At 38.4% G+C, this 19127-nt stretch carries 17 protein-coding genes; 3 read left to right on the forward strand and 14 right to left on the reverse strand.

Annotated elements, in window-relative coordinates:
- Positions 1 to 82 precede the first annotated feature (82 nt).
- The gene (locus DX933_RS09735) at positions 83 to 928 is read left to right on the forward strand and encodes an AraC family transcriptional regulator (RefSeq protein ID WP_123316239.1); all 846 of its coding nucleotides are present in this window, start codon (positions 83 to 85) and stop codon (positions 926 to 928) included.
- Positions 929 to 1211: 283 nt separating this feature from the next.
- On the opposite strand, the gene DX933_RS09740 is transcribed toward DX933_RS09735, so the two are convergent.
- The 4 genes from DX933_RS09740 to DX933_RS18445 all read right to left on the reverse strand — a co-directional run bounded on the left by DX933_RS09740 (position 1212) and on the right by DX933_RS18445 (position 5996).
- Positions 1212 to 2942 carry a cell wall-binding repeat-containing protein gene (locus DX933_RS09740; RefSeq protein WP_123316240.1) on the reverse strand — a complete coding sequence of 577 codons (1731 nt, stop codon included), beginning with the start codon at positions 2940 to 2942 and terminating at the stop codon, positions 1212 to 1214.
- Between the two features lie 204 nt (positions 2943 to 3146).
- Positions 3147 to 4001, reverse strand: coding sequence for a YitT family protein (locus DX933_RS09745; protein ID WP_123316241.1), 855 nt, complete (start codon positions 3999 to 4001; stop codon positions 3147 to 3149).
- Positions 4002 to 4184: 183 nt separating this feature from the next.
- Complete coding sequence (locus DX933_RS09750; protein WP_123316242.1) at positions 4185 to 5648, reverse strand: APC family permease; 1464 nt, start codon at positions 5646 to 5648, stop codon at positions 4185 to 4187.
- A 183-nt stretch (positions 5649 to 5831) separates the two neighbouring features.
- Positions 5832 to 5996, reverse strand: a complete 165-nt coding sequence (locus DX933_RS18445) for a hypothetical protein (protein WP_190279480.1) — start codon at positions 5994 to 5996, stop codon at positions 5832 to 5834.
- Positions 5997 to 6204: 208 nt separating this feature from the next.
- Between DX933_RS18445 and DX933_RS09755 the strand changes: the two genes are divergently transcribed.
- Entirely contained in the window at positions 6205 to 6729 is a 525-nt protein-coding gene (locus DX933_RS09755; RefSeq protein ID WP_123316243.1) for a hypothetical protein, read from the forward strand.
- Between the two features lie 500 nt (positions 6730 to 7229).
- Here DX933_RS09755 and DX933_RS09760 read toward each other — a convergent pair whose 3' ends face one another.
- From DX933_RS09760 to DX933_RS09770, 3 genes are all read right to left on the reverse strand, one after another.
- Positions 7230 to 8033: a hypothetical protein gene (locus DX933_RS09760; RefSeq protein ID WP_123316244.1), complete on the reverse strand. Its 804-nt coding sequence runs from the start codon at positions 8031 to 8033 to the stop codon at positions 7230 to 7232.
- A gap of 775 nt (positions 8034 to 8808) precedes the next feature.
- A complete protein-coding gene (locus DX933_RS09765; protein ID WP_123316245.1) occupies positions 8809 to 9324 on the reverse strand; it encodes a GNAT family N-acetyltransferase in 516 nt (171 codons plus the stop codon).
- A 524-nt stretch (positions 9325 to 9848) separates the two neighbouring features.
- A complete protein-coding gene (locus DX933_RS09770) occupies positions 9849 to 13331 on the reverse strand; it encodes a S8 family serine peptidase (RefSeq protein WP_223805934.1) in 3483 nt (1160 codons plus the stop codon).
- Between the two features lie 462 nt (positions 13332 to 13793).
- Between DX933_RS09770 and DX933_RS09775 the strand changes: the two genes are divergently transcribed.
- Positions 13794 to 14471, forward strand: coding sequence for a hypothetical protein (locus tag DX933_RS09775; RefSeq protein WP_123316246.1), 678 nt, complete (start codon positions 13794 to 13796; stop codon positions 14469 to 14471).
- 55 nt (positions 14472 to 14526) lie between these two features.
- Here the strand turns inward: DX933_RS09775 and DX933_RS09780 are convergent, their stop codons facing one another.
- From DX933_RS09780 to dcuC, 7 genes are all read right to left on the reverse strand, one after another.
- The gene (locus DX933_RS09780; RefSeq protein WP_123316247.1) at positions 14527 to 15327 is read right to left on the reverse strand and encodes an aminoglycoside adenylyltransferase domain-containing protein; all 801 of its coding nucleotides are present in this window, start codon (positions 15325 to 15327) and stop codon (positions 14527 to 14529) included.
- A 233-nt stretch (positions 15328 to 15560) separates the two neighbouring features.
- Positions 15561 to 16001 carry a histidine phosphatase family protein gene (locus DX933_RS09785; RefSeq protein WP_263363192.1) on the reverse strand — a complete coding sequence of 147 codons (441 nt, stop codon included), beginning with the start codon at positions 15999 to 16001 and terminating at the stop codon, positions 15561 to 15563.
- Positions 16002 to 16009: 8 nt separating this feature from the next.
- On the reverse strand, positions 16010 to 16177 hold the full coding sequence (locus DX933_RS18735) for a phosphoglycerate mutase family protein (RefSeq protein ID WP_263363193.1): 168 nt from the start codon (positions 16175 to 16177) through the stop codon (positions 16010 to 16012).
- 88 nt (positions 16178 to 16265) lie between these two features.
- The gene (locus tag DX933_RS09790; RefSeq protein WP_123316248.1) at positions 16266 to 16595 is read right to left on the reverse strand and encodes a type II toxin-antitoxin system PemK/MazF family toxin; all 330 of its coding nucleotides are present in this window, start codon (positions 16593 to 16595) and stop codon (positions 16266 to 16268) included.
- The gene (locus tag DX933_RS18450; protein ID WP_190279481.1) at positions 16585 to 16755 is read right to left on the reverse strand and encodes a hypothetical protein; all 171 of its coding nucleotides are present in this window, start codon (positions 16753 to 16755) and stop codon (positions 16585 to 16587) included. The genes DX933_RS09790 and DX933_RS18450 overlap by 11 nt, the downstream gene beginning before the upstream one ends.
- Positions 16756 to 17018: 263 nt before the next feature.
- The gene (locus DX933_RS09800) at positions 17019 to 17429 is read right to left on the reverse strand and encodes a GNAT family N-acetyltransferase (protein ID WP_123316249.1); all 411 of its coding nucleotides are present in this window, start codon (positions 17427 to 17429) and stop codon (positions 17019 to 17021) included.
- Positions 17430 to 17702: 273 nt separating this feature from the next.
- Complete coding sequence (dcuC, locus tag DX933_RS09810; protein ID WP_123316251.1) at positions 17703 to 19118, reverse strand: C4-dicarboxylate transporter DcuC; 1416 nt, start codon at positions 19116 to 19118, stop codon at positions 17703 to 17705.
- Between the last annotated feature and the right edge of the window lie 9 nt (positions 19119 to 19127).

The raw sequence follows: 19127 nt of genomic DNA on the forward strand, positions 1-19127 counted from the left end.
GCCAACTTTTTTAGGCTTATTGCTTTTTGTAAACTAAGCGAGTAAAATATAGTGGAAAGTAGTATTGATTGGAGGGATAATGATGTCACATGAAGTTTATAAATTGGAACAAGCCCCTGAGGACACAATTCCATTTAAGCTTCTTTATATTACGCACTCTGAATACGATAAAGGCTGGCATAGTACAAAGCACACCCACCATTTCACAGAGCTTTTTTACATTGTTAATGGAAAAGGCTCATTTCTTTTAACGGAACATGAAATACCGGTAAAGGAAAATGATCTTGTCATAATTAATCCCAATGTGGAGCATACAGAACGCTCCAACGCTCAAGATTCTTTAGAATACATTGCATTAGGTATTGAGGGAATCTCCTTCTCATTACCTGAGGAAAAAGGGGAAGCAAAAATAGGTCTGTTCACTTATCAAGGCGATCGAAAGGATATTTTATTTTTCCTAAAGAAATTATTGGATGAGGTGCAGCTTCGCCCGAAAAACTATGAAGCGGTTTGCCGCAATATCATTGATATCCTATTAATTAAGCTTCATCGCGAGAAGGATTTCGTAGTCGAAAACAAAAAATCCCACCGCATGAATCAATCAGTAGCACTCGTCAAGCATTATATTAATCAAAACTTTCGTGATAATATTACGTTGGATCAACTGGCCCAAATCGGAAATATTAATAAATATTATCTTTCACACTGTTTTAAGGAGGATTTAGGTATTTCTCCCATCGGCTATTTAAATGAAGTGAGGATACGGGAAGCAAAGAATCTGCTTGAAACAACCGACTACACAATAGCAGAAATTGCGACATTCAATGGCTTTTCCTCCCAATCTTTTTTTTCACAGGCTTTTAAACGAGAAACTGGCGAAACACCATCTGTTTATCGGAGAACGATAACCCAGCAAACGCCGGTATAAGGAATAAACGGATACAACTTCTTCACATTCCGCAAGCAACAATCGACTATAACACCATAAAAGCACTATCCAAACACAGCTGTCCAAACTTATTTTTACCGTGTTTTGCAATGCTTTTTGTTAATTAAATTATTAAAGTAGTTAAATGAGAGAATGTGAATAGGATTAAATGCTAAGAACGGGAGACGCGATACAATAAAACGGGTACTAAATCTTTTGCGATTTAGTGCCCGTTTTTAAATGAATCAAGATATATCGAAGTACAACCCAGTCTTCTTTTTCGTTATTGCAATTTTTCTTTTACGTCATTTGTAATGACTTTGTCGCCACCATACAAATAAATCGCTTGTACTTTTTCGGCGTATTCCACTACAGAAGTATTGACTTTTTTAGCCTGTGCCAAAAGAATTGGCATATCTTCTTGATAAGCAAACTGACTTCCAGCTAAGGCGTCTGGGAAATCGTAACCATTGGCTACAGCCATTTTAAGGTTTTCTGGATAAAATGCTTTAGCAATAGCAAGTGCTGTCAGTTCACGATTGTCACCAGCAATACGATCTACCTCACCAACAAGTGCCTTCAACGCATCTTCTACTGCTTTTGGCACTGCTTGCTCCCCACCAATAATCGTTACTTTTTCTATTGTCTTGTTCGCTTTAATATAATCAGCAACAGATGCAGTTAGTTTATCTTTCGCTGTATTGAGCAGAATTGGTGTTTCAGATTTGGTTGCATATGGTGTAATGCTTAAGGCATCTGCAAAATCCATACCATACGTGATGAATAGCTCAGTAGGCTTATCAGTGACACGTTTGGCAACTTCAATCGCAGTTTCCGCGCGATTCGCACCTTCAATCCGTTCTACATCGAAAGCAGCAGCAAAGCTTTTTTCAATATGATTGGAAACGGCAACTTCCCCACCTAGAATGTACACTTTACCACCTGGCTTTAGCACACGTGCTGCTTCAGCAATCTTTTTCTTAATTACTTTTTCATTATCCCAAACAAGTAGAATCGCACCATTCATCGTATTGTTCAATACGGCGCCAGTTAAAGAATCTGGGAAATCCAGACCATTGGCAATAAATACACTATCCAATGTTTGTGCATCTATTTTTTCTATAAATGCTGAGTTCGTTTTAAAACGATTATCTCCAAAGATTCGCTCGACATATTTAGCAGTAGTTGCTTCCACTGTAACCTTTGATAGCACTTTTTTATCTTTGTCTACTGCTTCAAAAGTAACTTCATATGTTGAATTTGGCATTAATTCTTCCAAAACATATTCTTTTTCAGTTGTTGTACCTGCTAAGTCTTCTCCATTGTATACATGGATAGCTGCCAATTCCTCTGATTCGGTAAGATCATAAGCAAAATGGATTTCTGTATCTGTAACAGAAACAACCTCTACATTTGTAATGAGTTCTAATGGCTTTGTTTCTGCAGTAATGGTTACCCCTTCACTTTCATCACCAGTAACTGCAACTGTTTTGAATGTGTACTCATATGTAGTACCAGGCGATACGGTTACATCCGTAAAGGTAGCTTTTGCTGTATTTTTTACAAGCTCACCATCACGATATACATTTACCTCACGCAAGTATTCACTCTCCGGCAGTTCATAAGTAAATCCAAGCTCTGTTGTGCCCTGATCCGTAATCGTTAAGTTAGCAACTTCTTCGACTGTTTCGCCCTCAGGTAAAACGACATGTGTTAACAGCTTTTCACCTGTCGATAATTCTATCAAGTCTCCGTTGTCTACTGTTGTTGTAAATTTGACTCTATCCTTTGTTTCAATTACTGCGGCTTTGTTGCCCATGAAGTATCCAGATAGTTCAGCATCACAGCCACCATCCTGTTGTGCACCCTTTGATGGATTTACACCAAACACATTTTCATCTACACGGATGGTCATTTCACAATCTGCATCCTTGGTTGATTCAGCCGAAACCGGTACAATCACCCCAAATAATAAACCAAATGCCGTAAAAATAGATAACGCTTTCTTTAACATATTTCTACTTCTCCCCTTCCGACTTTGTTTTATAGCAGTTATAATGCTGCTATTTTATATATCGGCAGGCATTTATAAAAATTAAGTCTAATTACCTATATTTTTGAAATTATTTAGGTATATTTAACTAGGTATATAATCCTGCATAAGAAAAGCGGATTCCTCCGATGAAGAATCCGCTTTTCCTATTAGACTTTAATCGCGTTAACGCATTTCCTTTCTTAGCTTTTCGGCTCGATATCCACGCTTCAAAAGCTCGTGGACATTGTGAATTGTCACATAAGCATGTTCATCAATTTCCTCCATAATATGCCGTAGCTTTACAATTTCCTGCTTGCTAATAACGAGGTAGAGTACTTGTTTGTCTGTTCCGGTGTAGCCCCCTTTTCCATCTAATACAGTAACCCCTCTTGACATGCCTTCTAAAACCTCTTTCAAGATTGCATCAGCAGCATTGGAAATAATGAAAACAGCTACCCGTTCATTCAAACCTTCCACTATAAAATCAATCACTTTTGCAACAATATAGACGGTAATTAAGGTGAGCATCGCTTTTTCAATACCTATAACGTAAACTGCACCAGCAATAATGACCAGATCCATAATTAATAACGCCTTACCAACAGACCAGCCCCAAAGCTGCTTCGCAATGCCAGCTAAAACCGTTGTTCCTCCACTTGTTCCGCCAACATAAAACACAAGGCCCAGCCCGATTCCAATTAAGAGACCGGCAAATATCGCCGCAAGCAATGCATCGTCTGTAAGTGTATGATCGATGCCACTTGTTAATGAAATGAGTAACGAACTCACACTTACACTATATACGGTATACAGCATCGCTTTTTTATCAAAATACTTATACCCAATCCCAATTAAAATAACATTTAATATAAAGTTGACGATCCCGGGATCCCATTCCAACACATAATGCAATATAATCGTAATCCCAATAATTCCACCTTCTGACAAGTGGTTCGGTAAAATAAAGTAATTAATACCTAGGGCAAATAATAATCCCCCAATGGTCATGATGATCACGTCTAGTACGATGCGCTTCATACTGTTCACTTCCTTTGCGGCGTAATGAATATCATACGTGTTCCAATATAGATGACCAATCTATCTTAACATACGCATTTTACAAATCGGCATTTCTAGCTTAGCCCATCTTGTAAAAGCGTATCCGTTGTAACAAATATATTTGAAAACAAAAAATCGACCAAGAACGGCCGACTTTTCGTATTAATCATCTTGATGCTGAACATCAATTTTCTTATCTCCAAGTATTAAAAAATTCAATTCTTGTTTCGGAATACTGTGTAATTCGGTTCGCTTTACAAAGTAGAATACAACACCCAATAGAATCCAGGCAATTAACGCAATTCTAGATTGGATACCTAAGAATGCTGGAGACCCCGGAATTAACAATAAACAGATGAAAATTAAGCTCGCAATCATACCAACTAATGCAACGATTTTTTTACCTGGTGCAACAACATTCCGCTTCACATTAAATCCATTATCCATAGACCATGTAAATATCGTATATGCTGTGTAGCACGTATAGAAATAGGCAATCGATACACCAATGGAGGACATATCTACGACCCATAGAAGTGCTTCACGTCCAAACCAAGGTGCAAACATCGCAAGCACTGCCGTAAATAAAATCCCCACATAAGGTGTTTTGTATTTCGGATGCACCTTTGAAAATGCTTCCGGAATAATTTTTGCCCGTGACATGGCAAATAACAAACGACTAGCAGATAGGATAAATCCATTTAATCCAGTGAAAATCCCCATACATAATGCTAAAGCCAATACGACGATTCCGGTTGTGCCAAGGATATCCTTCACGGCATTTGCCGTCCCCCATATATGGTTTTCGGCAACCAATCCTTCCCAAGGCTGTGCCATTGCTGTAGCAATAATCATCATGCTATACAATATTGCCGCAAATAAAATTGCCAAGATGATCAGTGAAAATGCTTTTTTAGAAGAAAAATTAAATTCCTCTGCAGCTTGTGGCACATTATCAAAACCAACATATGCCCACGGCGCAATAGCTACAATTGAAATAATGGCTGCAAATGTCGTAGTCTCCGTTGGGAAAAACGGCTTCACATTCGTTATTGACGTTTCTGGACTTACCCCCATCAGTAAAGCCAGGATACCTACACCTGCTACAATAATGATACAAAAAATAAATTGTAGTCTACCAGACAATCCAGTTCCCCGTACATTTAAATAGCCAAATATAAGTAGGATAACTGAAGCAATAATAATCTCCGTACCATACACATTCCAATCAGCAATTTGATATAAATACAGCTTTTCAATCACAGTTGGAAACAGAAACTTAAACATCAACGCAAAGGCGGAAGCATTCAAAGCTACGATACAAATATATCCAAGCGTTAGAAACCACCCGCAAATAAACGCATGTGTCCTTCCAAGACTCACAAACGCATAGGCAAACTCACCGCCCGATACTGGAAAACTTCTAATTAAAAAACCATAGCTGCCTGCAATAAGCATCATTAAGAGGGCACCGATTAAAAAACCTATGATAACCCCGGCAGGGCCACCATCTTTCATCCACACAGTTGGTTGTACAAACGCACCCCATCCAATTGAAGAACCAAGTGCAATAGCCCATACCCAGTGTGGCTTTAATGTTTTCTTTAATTCCGTTCTCTCTTCCATTCATCCAGCTCCTATTAAAAAAGATATCTATATTTATATCAATAACACTGGAAGAATACAATTTCGGAAATCGAAGTAATTTGTATAAAAATAGCGTAAAATAGCGTTATACAATTATAAATACATTATTCAGATTACTTTGTCTAAAAATGCTGAAATAACAAAAAGGAAGACCATAAATGTTTACGCATCAAGGTTTTCAGCACTATCTTTTTCGTTTTTTAACAGCAAATGAATCATTAATTCATTCTGTTCCACTTGTTTATCACTATTCACCTTGATCAGATAGATCCATCGCATCGTCAAGATAATTAACAGCAATCGAATTAAACTCAACAGTAAATCCATAATAGGAATTTCCTCCCCCACTGATAGTAGTATTTGTTAAGGCTAGCATATTAAATATCGTAGGGATGAGGGTTAATTTTTGATAATTAAAACATCCGGTTGGATAAATATACCAGTATGATCCCCTTAATTATTCAAGCTATTACTTTATATTACATATGAATTAGCCGATGAAAATAATGAACATAAAATTTGGGAGGTATTATGTATGAAAAAACTTTGGACTATCTTAGTCTTGGCATTGGTATTACTATTAGCAGCGTGTGGGGATTCTACCACAGAGAAAAAAGAGGTTAGTTCCGTAGATTCTGGAAGTGAAACTGAAAAAAGCTCAGATGATCAAGCTTCTGCTGAAGAGTCAGATACAGAAAAGGTGGACAAGGTCATTGCAGATGACGATTATATAAAAGCAACATTAGTAAGCGTTGAACACAAAGTAGATAAAGATTTTGATGAAGAAAAGTATACCCTTAACATCGATTTGGAAAATAAAACTGAAAAGAAAATTGTTGTCCAATCAGAAGATGTGTCAATTGATGGAACAATGGTTGATGATATGGTATTTTTTAGCGAAGATATAGCGGGTGGCAAAAAATCAAAAGGGAAGTTAGATATCCAAAATTACGAAGGTGAACTTCCGGAAATGAATGAAGACATTGAATTTAAACTTATTATTTTGGATGATGAAACATTCGATACGATAGCTGAACACGATGTGAAGGTAGACTTCTAATAGATATAATCTCTGTGACCGAGTAACAACATGAATCATCAGTTGAGAAGTCGAAAAATAACATGAATTAACTCTGGAAAGATACGCAGCCTCCTTGTAAAAGTAGGGCACTTTTTCTGCGTGCGATGCATCGCTGTTATAGCAACCCTGTCCTGTAGCGGAAAAGAGCCATATAAGACTCCTCAAGGCAAAATAATGTTAGGAAGGCTAGATATCTGCTATTTAACTTTCGATCGCCTCACCGAAAAACTTTTGGGGCTACGCTTTTGCTCACCTACGACTAAAAAGACAACGATGAAGTCAAGCCTTAAGTCATTGAACTATTGTCACATTTGTACTCGCAGGCAGTGGTGAAAGCGAAGTATATTTCCGGAGCGGGTAGTCAATTGATTGAAAAGTATTGTTCGATATTTTTAAAAATTCCAGGTAAAAGCCGCTTTTCAAGCATTGAAAAGCGACCTGGTATTTCCCAAGCAATAATATACATCACATATGACGTCTTATTGATTCATTCCATTTACTGCTAAACGTTTTGCTTTTGCCTTTTCGGTTTCACCATAACCGATATACCATTGATCTTTCCCTTGCAGTGCTAAAACAACTGCAACTTCATCCCCGTTATATTTTAGAACCAACGCCTGTACAGGATTTGGTAATTCTGGCACAGTGCTTAGCTTATCAATGGAAATGTCAATAGTTGTACCAGCTGATAATTGTTCAAATGTTGAATGCTTGATAACGGCTGGTAATTGTATTTGTCCATTTGTAAACAATTCATTGTCAAAATGGGTTACTTCTAATTGCAGCTGACCTTTGTCACCTTTCGATGCTCTTTTTACTGCACGAATTTGGCTTATTGGATTTAATAAAAGAAGGAAAAACAATATGCCAATCGCCAAAGCGCCGACTGTAATTAACCACTCCAGGAAACTCGGACCATCAGGCTGCTCTTCATACAGGTTTCCATTCGCAGATGATTGCAAAACGGTTGCCTTTTCCCCAACTTCAATCTTGTCACTACGTACTTCTCCCCGAGAACCATCTGGCAATTCTACTCCAACCATACGCACCTCTACCATACGACGCGACTTCCTCGTTCCAACCGCCTGACGTCCCTTAAATTCATCTGTTGCAGTAACTTCAACAGGATCATAGCTCGTCATTATTTCCTTTACATTATTAAAACCAATTGCACCACCATAGCCAAGACATAGCAAACTAATAATCAAACATATAATAGCAGCTTTTCTTTTTTTACTTACATATGCTTTGACATAAGGTGATTTTATTAAGTCATTATTCACATCACATCTACTCCATTTCATAGGTAAATTTTACCTTTTTATATTATCAAATATAATCTTTTCTTTTCAAGGCGTATTTTGAACGCTTGACAAAGCGAAACGAGCAAATTATAACTTTAGTCCTAGTTGACACAATCTGAATGAATGACATTTTTTCCATACAACTAACAAAATAATCACTTTTTTAAAAATCTATAATAGCAAACTTTAAAAAGGAAAAAACGATTCATTATACCTATTACCAATTATCCTCCAGCAACACATCTTTTCTTTGCTGTTGATTTGATTCCTTCCTTTATCCTAGAATATTGAAATCAGCCATTGCTGATTTCATCCTTTTTGTAAAGTAATATTACACTTCAAGAGTTGGAATTGGCTGGAGGTGCGGAAGTTGGGCCGGTTGGTGCTCGAGTTGGGGTGATTGGCGCGCGAGTTGGGGTGGTTGATGCGCTACCTCTTCCGCTTGGCGCGCGACTTTACGGGTGAGTCTGGATTTGGGTTGATTCATTGTTGTTGAAATCGGCACGGGCCGATTTCTATCCTCTTAATGCATGCGACTTTGGACCAAACCTATGCGAGATTAGGGCTGAGGCATGCGAGTTTATGCTAATGGTATGCGAGTTGAAGGTTGGGCCATGCGACTTCTATTCAAAGTCATGCGACTTTCAGCATAATCAGATAAACAGATTTTCTAAAAAAATGTAGTTGGAATCGGCAAACCGATTCCCTCGTTTAAATTCTTTCTCTCATGGTCGCGCACAAGAAACGTACGTAATCATATCTGTTTTTCCATATGCAATGTCTGCCATACTGGATCCTGCTCAGCTACCTTCTCTTCAAATCCTTTCGCTTTCCAAAAAGACGGGCCTCCAGGCAGAAATGAATGCGTATGAAGATATATTGTTTGGTAGCCAGCTTCACGAATGGATGACAGAACTTTGTTATAAAGGGAGGATCCTATTCCTAAACGTCTATAGTCTGAATCAACATAACACCTTACCAGCTCCGTAGTTTTTACTGGATTCTTTATATCCAATAATGAATCAAAACGACCATCATACGGTAAATATCCAATGGTACCTAATACTTTCCCCTCATTATTTACACTAGCAAATAAGCCTGCATCGGTTTGGTCAACATAATAGGATTCAAAATGACGGATATCCAGCGGCAATTTATGATGATTCGCCATCGGAAAATTTTCGCTACGCATCCGCTTCATAAATTCTACTACTTGATCCGTATCATATTCCTGTACCTTTTTAATACAATAAAATGTTTCTTTAGCCATTTTTTTCTCCTCACTATGCTTATGCTTTTATCTCCAATCTACTATTTGTTTTAACGAGCAGCCAACTATAAACACTTCTATTTCAAAAATTGCCATACCGTTTTCAAATATCTTTTTTGCTACATTATGTAATGCCAATTTTCACTCGTAACTGTTTTTGCTGTGGTTGGTTAGCAAGTTCAGGTGATTGACACAAGTCATTTTAGGAGTACTAAGATTGGACTTCTTAAATGATGTTGAAATCGGCCATTGCTGATTTCTTCCCACTTGATGCATGCGACTTCCGATGAAAGGTATGCGACTTTGGACCAAACCTATGCGAGATTAGGGCTAAGGCATGCGAGTTTATGCTAATGGTATGCGAGTTTCAGGTCAAGTCATGCAACTTCTACACAAAGCCATGCGACTTTCTGACAGAGTCAGATGAACATGTCTTCAAAATAAAATACAGTTGGAATCGGTAGTCCGATCCCTTCCTTATCCAATAGAAAGCAGCGGTCATGGACCGCTGCTCTGTTTGATGATTATTGGTTTTCTTTTACGATTTGGAAGGATACTTTTTCTGTTGATATTTCGAATCCATCCGAGTTTGTCACGGTTGCATGTACGGTATATTCTCCTGCTGGAATGTCGGCTGATGGCGTCCAGTCTGTGACAAGGGTGTGTTGTCTTTCTTCTTGGAAACGATCTACTTCATTTCCTTCGCTATCCTCAATGATTACAATCCAATCGATTCGGTTTAGGGCATAACCGACAATTTCTAATGGATTATTTTCATTTACTGCATCACGATTATATGCGGTAAACCAGGACACAAGCAAGTACGGATCTGCATAGCTTGGGTCACCCCATATTTCAATAGATGTGTTGTAGGCATAATCCTGTGCCATCACTATGACGCTTACTGGTTCTTCATCTACCATATAGGAAGTCGCGCCAGCTTCTAATGGTGTATACTCGCCGTCAATATATAGCAGTGCACCGTAATAGCCACTACCGTTTTCATTATCTTCTGCTTGAAAGCTGATTTCATAGCCGTCTGCCTTTGGTTGCACTTGAATGTTCTCAACTGCAGGGGCAACAGAGTCTACTTTTATCGGCATTTTTGTCGTTTGTGGTGCCGCACCGTCAAAGGCGAGTGTAGATTCAATCACATATTGATAATCCCCATCTGGTATATAATGGCCTTCATCATCCGCTACTTCCCATAAATAACCTTCATAGAATTTATCTTGAAACGGTAGGATGTTTTTGGCGAATTTCCATGGCTCTCCCGTAAATTCACTGAAGTCCCCTAGTTCGGTTAGCTTTTGACCATTTTCTTTTTCAATATACATCTCGGTTTTATTCATATTTCTCATTGCCGTAAAGGTCGAGAAAACGCCTGGTGCAGAGGAAAGTGTTGATATAGCAATTTTCTCTATATCAAATTTTCCTGTTTCCATGTTTAAACCTAATGGCAGCTCTGTCATATCATCCCATAATACGGTAAACCCTAGAAACTTATCGTCCTCCCATGGTGCTGGATCAATGTTTGGCTGTGTATCCCATTTTCCTTTAAAGCCCATGTAAGGAACAGTTAATTCCGGACTTTGCTCTGGATTCTTTGGTACCAATCTGACATACCCTTCAACAAAACTGTTATCTTGTACGCTTTTTGGCAAAAAGATATTCACATACAATTTCACACCATTCTGAGGTGAAACGAGAACCTTTGCACTTTTTTCGTGGGTTGCTAGGCTACCATTCACTAATACCGTTGCACCCTCTACTCTTTTGCTATTCAGGGTTAAATATTCACGTGATTCATCTATTTTCCCATCACCATTTACGTCAAATTCCTTCGTTTCTGTTTCATCTGTCAGCACATCTACATAGACATCGTATTCAATCTTTTCATCTGTCAACGGTTCGATATCCAGTAGAAATTGTGCTGTATTACCTTTGATTTCTTTTAAGGCGACAGCGCCACCCTGTTCCAATGCTGTATTTTTATCTGTAACAAGAATCGGTGTTTCAATCGCATGCTCTATTTGCATTAATCCAGCACCTTGTTTTCTTGGAGAATAAGGTATGTCTGTTCCAGGCTGGTGAATGATTTTACTCGTATTCATTAATGCAATTTTCGCTTGCAGAGCTGATGTTTCCGCTTGATCCAACCCTTTTTCATACAAGGATTGCAGAACCAACGCTGCTCCTCCAGCAACATGTGGTGATGCCATCGATGTTCCACTCATTACTTCATAATCATTGTCTGCTGAGGTAGAAAAAATACTTCCACCTGGTGCGGAAATCTCTGGTTTAAAATCCAATGTGTGTGGGGCTCCAATGGATGAAAAATCGGATAACTCATCTTGGTGCGGATTATCCATCCATACACCATCCGCTACCTGTAACGTTAATTGTTCGCCGTTTTCCAACGCTTCAATAACTTGTAATCCGACAGATTTTCCGGTAGACACAGTAGAAAGTGAGTATGGACTTAAATTGAGCATTGGAAAGTCATCGATTTCCTTGTTCGGGACTACAATTAATGCGATAGCACCTTTTCTTTCTGCAGCAAATTGTGCATAGTTATAGCTTGCATATGGTAGCGATGGGTGTACAATAACAACTTTTCCTTCTGCATCCACATCCTTTAAATCCGAATCCGTACCCTCTCCACCATAAACCAACTCATAGGATGTACCTACATCCAATACCTGATGCAATACAAAACCAAAATACGTTTGATCAAAATATGGCAGCTCTATATCATTGGATAGCTTGAGATTCCCATAGCGTATTTGTTCATTTTCATAGGATGCCACTGATAATGCATATGGACTGACACCCGGTTCACCGACAATCCCAATGTCAGGATTGCTTGCATATGGTAGCTGGGCGGTTTCCAATATACTATTTTTTGTACTGTAATACGCATTCCCTGCAGCTGCAACAACCAATGTTCCTTGTTCTGTTGCTTCGCGAATTGATTTTTGAATGGGATCATTTTCTTCCCCAACAAATCCCGAATCTGTACCAAGACTCAAGTTAATCACATCTGCTTCCAATTGAACTGCGTGCTCAATCCCAGCTATGATATCATCTTCATAGGCAAAACCACTTTCATCAGAGAAAACTTTTTCTGCCAATAATTGCACATCTGGGGCGACACCTACAACGCCGCCATCTGCTTCCTCTCCATTTGCTCCAACAATACCGGCAACATGCATGCCATGTGTATCGCTTTTTGGAATCACATTAGAATCCATATCAGCCCAGTCATAACCGGAAGGAACTTTGTCAGATAGCCAAACATCATCTACTTCTGTTTCATCCAGCTTCGATTGGATGGAGGATTCCGACCATTTTGCCGCTTCCTTTCCTTGCGCAGAAAGCTTCATATCTTCATGGGTATAATCCAATCCGGAGTCTACTACTGCAACTAATAACCCTTCCCCTTTCAAGCCATAGTTTTCCCACGTTTCCTTGGCTTGAACAAGGTCTTTACTCGCATTTAATGCTGGTTTAAAAGTTTTCGCAATATGAACATCCTTCACAAGATCCAATTCTTTGATGCGTTCTACTTCTTTAAATGGTGTGTCCATACTAAATCCCTGTACACCTTCAGAAAATCGGTGGCGAACATCACTTTTTAATCTTGTCTTCTGAATCGAGCGAATCACTTGATCCTGAACCTTTTTAATCTGTTGTTTCTGATCAACCTTACCTGCCTTTTGCACTGCTTTTGGTTGCTCAATTTCGACAATCACGCGAACCTGTTCATTCGGTTGATAAGCTTGAAGCTGGCCATTGTCCACGTCACCATAGCCAAGCTCTTCTTTCAACTTAGCAGCTGTTTGCTGTCTTTCTTTCATCAATAATTCTTGCCCTTGCTTAGCAATCTTATTTGTTATATCTGTTCCATTATTTCCTTCTCCAAAAACGGTTGAAGAAAAAAACAAGGAAAGCAGCATAACAAATATAGTCAGAACATTTACAGTATAAAACCTTCGACCCTTCATTAACTACCATTCCTCTCTTCGTAAAAATCCGGAACACATCCAGGTCATCTATCTTCAGAAATGATTTACGACATACACGGCAGGGTACGTGATCCGTAAATTTAAAAATAGACGGACTGCTGCAATTCCTTTTTTCAAGCACAGTTGGGATAATTCGTTAAAAGGAAATCATAATCCTGCCTTATTTCAATAACCCCAAAATCATCAGGTATTTTCGCCCATGACTTAGGTCTGGATTTGCTAGGTAAATGATAAAAATAGGAGGAATAAGGGGGTATAACGCAAGCACTTCATACGATGGACCTATTACACTTTTCAACAAATAACCCCAATAGTCTAATGATTAAAACATTATTATAATGAGAGACAGACATCTTTTTCGTCGCTTCTTAGGGGCGAAAATAATAGATAAACAGTTGAATAGGGTTCACATATATTCCAAATAAAGGGGGAGCATACGCGGTGAAAAAAATGAAGCATTTATTTTTAGGGACTGCTTTGGCAGGAGCACTGGCGATTGGTGCTGGTGTTGGGACGTACTCATGGTTCACTTCTGAAACGAACGCGAATGGAACATTGGTAACTGGAACATTTTCCTTAGGGGAAATGGAACAGCTATTTGATCACCAGGCATTTGCACCATCACAGCTATTATTCAGTGATTGGCAAACGATTAATAATACTGGTGATATGGATCAGGTATTGCGCGCAACCTATTCCCATCAGCTAAACAAAGAAGTTCCAATCGAAGCATATAAGGTCGGCTTCACTGCCTTGAAATACACGGAAAAGCCGGATGAGGACGAGTTGCAGGATCAAATCTATGAGCTGGAAAAGCTTTTTGAAGGAACAACCAATCCACTAAACCCATATTACGTTCCAACCTCAGGTGTTGAGGTGATGAGTGGCATACTGTCAGCTGACCAAGTAAAGGCGCTCAGCGAGGAAGATATCACCTCCAGCCAAAGCCTTACATTAGGTGAAGATCATGAATTCTGGACATTAGAGGCAGATGAATATATCGATATTGTTTTCGGAGTGAAACTGAGTGACACAGCTGGAAATGAATACCAAGGTGCCCAATATGATGCCGAATTCAAAGTAGAAGCAAAGCAGACAGATAACGGAGCAGAATTTTAAGCGACCAAATGAAAAGACAGTTACCCGCGTTGGTAACTGTCTTTTTGATTTCATGTTATGTACACAGCAATGACTGTACTTTGTTCGAAATATAGTTCTTGTATGTTACTAATTCCGTATGGGAAATATTTTTACATGGCTCACCATCAGTATAAGCATTCACGACCGTGTGAACAGTAGAATGATAGATTTCGGGTAAAATGTCTATCCCCCACTTCCCCGCCTCCAGCTTCGATAATATGCTTCCTTCTAATAAAAAACTGTAAACACGTAATGTATTCAAAACACAATAAATTGGATTCACAGTCATTTGTTCCAAACATTCCTGAAAGTCCCCCATTATCGATGCAATGTAATCCGATTGTGGAATGTTTGGAAAAACGTCAGCAATCGGCAACCCAGAAAGGCAAATTCCGCTCTGGTTAACGATCATCATATGCGCTGCTAAATCCGGGTCTGTTTTTATGTCTGTATGTAAGTATAAATTCGTATGATGCTGTAAGTCCTGTTCCAGTCTTTCCCGCCAATACTCACTATAATGAAATTCATACGGGCAAGGATGGCTCCAGTTTTCCAGTTGCCTCATATGCAAGAAGGTTATCTCAACTGGGTATGGCTCGTTGGAAATGGATAGAAATAATGAAGTCAGCCTTCTTTTATCTTCCACACCTAATGGGGAAGCAATAACTACTAACAAGTCCACATCACTATGCTTTGGATGAAATCCCCCCATCGCCAGTGAACCATGCAGATAGATTCCTACGATTTCCACTTGTCTGGCATGTCGAATGCCGGCTTCAAGATGGTTGATCCATTTTTTTACTGACGCAGGACAAGAATCCCAATCATATCCCATTTCATCCCTCCTTATTAACGGTGATATTCTTCTATATTTTCTCTACTGGTTTATGATTATATGGGATGTTCGATAGCCTGCCGATAACATGCAAAGAACATTAGCATACCTGATTAAGACCAGAAAAATAGAATGAATATCTGCAAATACAAAAACAACGGATTGGCTAAAGTACCGGTCCGTCTCCTACTTCATATTTACCGCAATCGTCCCCTATTGCTGAAGAAATATTTTTATAAATTTAAATGCACATCTATATTTTCTTGTGTAATATCCCAATTATCATTAACATATTCTATCTTATGAATGCTTGTATTTGATGCAGGGAAAAACGTACTTTTATTTGTCCATTCTTTCTTTTTGAGTATATGATAAATAATATTTATAACTCCCCCGTGAGTTACTACTAAAACATTTTCCTGGTGATTACTTTTATTTTGTTCGTCGCAAATCTCTCCAAATACCTTCTTTATTCTGTTGAAATTTTCAATTGGACTTTCACCACCAGGGTACCTCTCGTCCATTTTCAAACTGTTGAAGTATAATCCTGGATACAGTCTATTTGCATCATCATTTGGCATACCAGCAAGAATCCCATTATTCGTTTCACGCCATTCCATAGATTTTTCAATAAGTAATTGAATAATATCTCCAATGAAATTTGCAGTCTCCATTGCCCTTTTTAAATCACTTGTAATAATACGATGAATCTTAAATCATCTTGATGTTCTTTCAGATACTTTCCAAGCATCTTGGATTGCTGAATACCTTCTTCAACCAGTCCCCTTTGACTCCAACCACCACGGTATCCATCTTCATCTTTACCATGTCGAACAAGATAAATTGCCATTATCATCGCACCCCTACGTCTTCGATTAAGATATTCTACAAATCCTTGTTCCATTAAATGGCCCATTTGTTGAATGAATAACTAAACATTAAAATAGCTTTTTACACATATTTAATACGTTTTCAAGATTATGGTTATGTAATTCTCCCAAATGACGTTGCAATTCTGTGCCATGAATGGAAGTGATTTTGGAAGTACGTACAACTGATGGTTTTAATAATCCAGCCTCTTCCCAATACTTCAAGACAATGTCAAATCGATTTCTTGATTTCTGACTTGTAATTGGTGCAATAATAACATCTATATCCAAGGCTAATTCGTTTCCAACAATAACAACAGGGCGCTGTTTAGTTTGCTGTGTACCCTTAAATAGAACATCTGCCAACCAAACTTCACCCTGCTTCTTTTTACTGCTCATTGTATATATCATCCTCTTCGTTATCCCACCAGGAGTAGTTCTCCCCCAATAAAATAACGTCCTCGGCCATATATTTTTCTTTAATTTTATCAAGGACCTTTTTACGTTCTTGTTCACTTAACATATCAATTTCTTTTATAATTTTATCAGGAATAGACATATAAGCCACCTTCGTTACTTATATACTTATTATATCTTATTTTTACGGTAGCAAAAATGTTCAATTTATTTTAACCTAAGAAATAAGTTAAAAGTATTTACTATAAAAGTCATGTCTTAATTCCCCACTAAGATGTGCGTATATTCTTGTTGATTCACTTTTTTCATGACCAAGCAGACTTTGAATCACCTCATTCATATTTACCGCAATCGTGCCCGGTTACGGAACAATAACTTACAAATCGTATAAATGATGATGCCACTTTATATTCTTTTTAAAAAGAAATGTTCAGAAAAACCATCATCTTTATTTTCATAAAAGCCCACTTCCTCATATCCTATCGAACGATAGAAATCTCGACCTTGCCAGTTAAATGTATCTAATCTTATCATATTTTCCCCTAATAATTTTGCCTGTTTTTCTATCTCTGACATTAATTTTGTTCCAACTTTATTGTTTCTATAATCTTTATCAACAAATACAGTGGAAACATACAATATCTTATATGCTGTCATATCCGCATCAGCGCCAGCAATTAATCTATCTCCATCAACCACACCAATTTTTATACTACCTGAGATATCATAAGTAATATGATTTTTATCATATTGCTCAAGTCTATTTTCTATATCTTCTACCTGCGAATCATTAAGTTCAATAACCTTATAATCCATAAATAAATCCCCCTAAAGAAATTACCATTTATTTCTTTCAATTCTACAACTACACCAAAGCACTTTTCAACAATCTGGCCCGTTATTGAAATAATGAACTCTGCCAAATCCCAAGGTTTCAACCACTTATTACTTTCCTTAGCTGCAGCAATTTCCTTCTTGACTTCTATTGGTTCCTCTAAGGATAACATAAGTGCCTGAATTACTTCTTAATTTTAACAAAGAAAAACCCACGCATCATAAGTGATACATGGGTTCTTCACCTAAACTTAATCAATACACTATCATGGATAAAATAAACATGAAAATCACACCAGCAACCATCGGGACGGACGTCCGCTTAATAATATTAATCGGGTCGACCTTTAATGTACCCGCGATAATCAGGACGACGGCTGCAACTGGGGATACAGCCCGGAATAGGTTTCCTGCTAGACCCATTGGGATACTAATCGCGATTGGATTAATACCTGCTGCATCTGCCAATGGAACCATCAGTGGCACCATGGCAAAGAATAATGCAATTCCACTACCACTCAAGATGACAATGAGCGCTGTAAATCCGACGAGAATCAATGGCAGGATAAAGTCTAAGCCCTGACCGTGAATGTTTTCCATGGACTGCTGAAGGGTATCAATCAGCCCAATAGACTGTAGTCCAGCAACAAATACTGATGCTGCCACAAGGAGCGCAACGACCGAAATCATGCCTCCCATACCGGTAAAGAACTTCTCTGTATTGGACAACACGTCCTTACTTCCTTTATGACGAATCAATTCACAAATAATCGCCAAAATAAACGAAATGAACACGGCGATTTCAACGCTAATCGATACTTGGGCATTTACCGTTATTTCCAAAATAAAGGACAATAGTAAAATAATAATTGGGAATACAGGAAGGATCGCATATACGGTTTTGAACAATGTGCTGCCCTCTGTTTCCTCAAACTCTTTTACAGATACAGCTTCATCCGATTCTTCGACAGGATGCCGTTTATCCATTCGCTTTTGCCATAGATAATGTACAAGCGCGATAAAGAGTAACGTTGGTAAAGATACAATCGCGTGATAGCTAAAGACATATTGGGTAACGGTTAAATCACTAAATGCTGCATACTTTGCCAATTCTTCCGCTACTGCTACGTTATCGCTTCCAAGCGGGGTTGGAATAATCGTTGCAGAGGTTGCGATGACAGCTGCAATACTCAATGTAGACATGCCCGCTTTCTTCAGCACTGGATACAATGTTGCAAGCAACAAAATCGCCAATGTGGATGCACTTGGAATGACCAAGGACAGCACATTCCCCAATAGGAAAATGATTGGCACCAATATATATACGGATTTCACCTTGCTAATTGGCTTCGTTAACATTTGTACGGTTAAATCATTTGCCCCAATGGATGACATATAGGCGGTATATCCACCAAGGATTAAAATAATTAATCCAGCAGATGATAGCGTTGATTTAAATTGCTGGACAATCACTTGTAGTGGGTCTAGCCATACCGAACCAGTCGGCTCAAAGTCTTTAAAAACAATATCATTTCCCATGAAAATGCTGATTAACAATAACGCAATTCCCATAGAAAATAAAGCTATTTTAATATCCATTTTTTTAATCAGCATGAAAACAATTACTGCAACCGCTAACAATGCTGATCCATACATGATGATGTTATCCATGATTTGATG

This window comes from Ornithinibacillus gellani (genome assembly GCF_003730295.1).
Classification (GTDB): Bacteria; Bacillota; Bacilli; order Bacillales; family Amphibacillaceae; genus Ornithinibacillus_A; species Ornithinibacillus_A gellani.

What these genes read in the sequence shown, in the direction of transcription:
- DX933_RS09800 (WP_123316249.1), bottom strand. Translation starts at nt 17,429, where the DNA reads ATGGATTATAAGGTTATTGAACTTAATGATTCGCAGGTAGAAGATATA.
- DX933_RS09770 (WP_223805934.1), bottom strand. Translation starts at nt 13,331, where the DNA reads ATGAAGGGTCGAAGGTTTTATACTGTAAATGTTCTGACTATATTTGTT.
- DX933_RS09735 (WP_123316239.1), top strand. Translation starts at nt 83, where the DNA reads ATGTCACATGAAGTTTATAAATTGGAACAAGCCCCTGAGGACACAATT.
- DX933_RS09750 (WP_123316242.1), bottom strand. Translation starts at nt 5,648, where the DNA reads ATGGAAGAGAGAACGGAATTAAAGAAAACATTAAAGCCACACTGGGTA.
- DX933_RS09765 (WP_123316245.1), bottom strand. Translation starts at nt 9,324, where the DNA reads ATGGCTAAAGAAACATTTTATTGTATTAAAAAGGTACAGGAATATGAT.
- DX933_RS18445 (WP_190279480.1), bottom strand. Translation starts at nt 5,996, where the DNA reads ATGGATTTACTGTTGAGTTTAATTCGATTGCTGTTAATTATCTTGACG.
- DX933_RS18450 (WP_190279481.1), bottom strand. Translation starts at nt 16,755, where the DNA reads ATGTCTATTCCTGATAAAATTATAAAAGAAATTGATATGTTAAGTGAA.
- DX933_RS09780 (WP_123316247.1), bottom strand. Translation starts at nt 15,327, where the DNA reads ATGGGATATGATTGGGATTCTTGTCCTGCGTCAGTAAAAAAATGGATC.
- DX933_RS09740 (WP_123316240.1), bottom strand. Translation starts at nt 2,942, where the DNA reads ATGTTAAAGAAAGCGTTATCTATTTTTACGGCATTTGGTTTATTATTT.
- DX933_RS09755 (WP_123316243.1), top strand. Translation starts at nt 6,205, where the DNA reads ATGAAAAAACTTTGGACTATCTTAGTCTTGGCATTGGTATTACTATTA.
- DX933_RS09790 (WP_123316248.1), bottom strand. Translation starts at nt 16,595, where the DNA reads ATGAGCAGTAAAAAGAAGCAGGGTGAAGTTTGGTTGGCAGATGTTCTA.
- DX933_RS18735 (WP_263363193.1), bottom strand. Translation starts at nt 16,177, where the DNA reads ATGGCAATTTATCTTGTTCGACATGGTAAAGATGAAGATGGATACCGT.
- DX933_RS09745 (WP_123316241.1), bottom strand. Translation starts at nt 4,001, where the DNA reads ATGAAGCGCATCGTACTAGACGTGATCATCATGACCATTGGGGGATTA.
- DX933_RS09785 (WP_263363192.1), bottom strand. Translation starts at nt 16,001, where the DNA reads ATGGAGACTGCAAATTTCATTGGAGATATTATTCAATTACTTATTGAA.
- dcuC (WP_123316251.1), bottom strand. Translation starts at nt 19,118, where the DNA reads ATGGATAACATCATCATGTATGGATCAGCATTGTTAGCGGTTGCAGTA.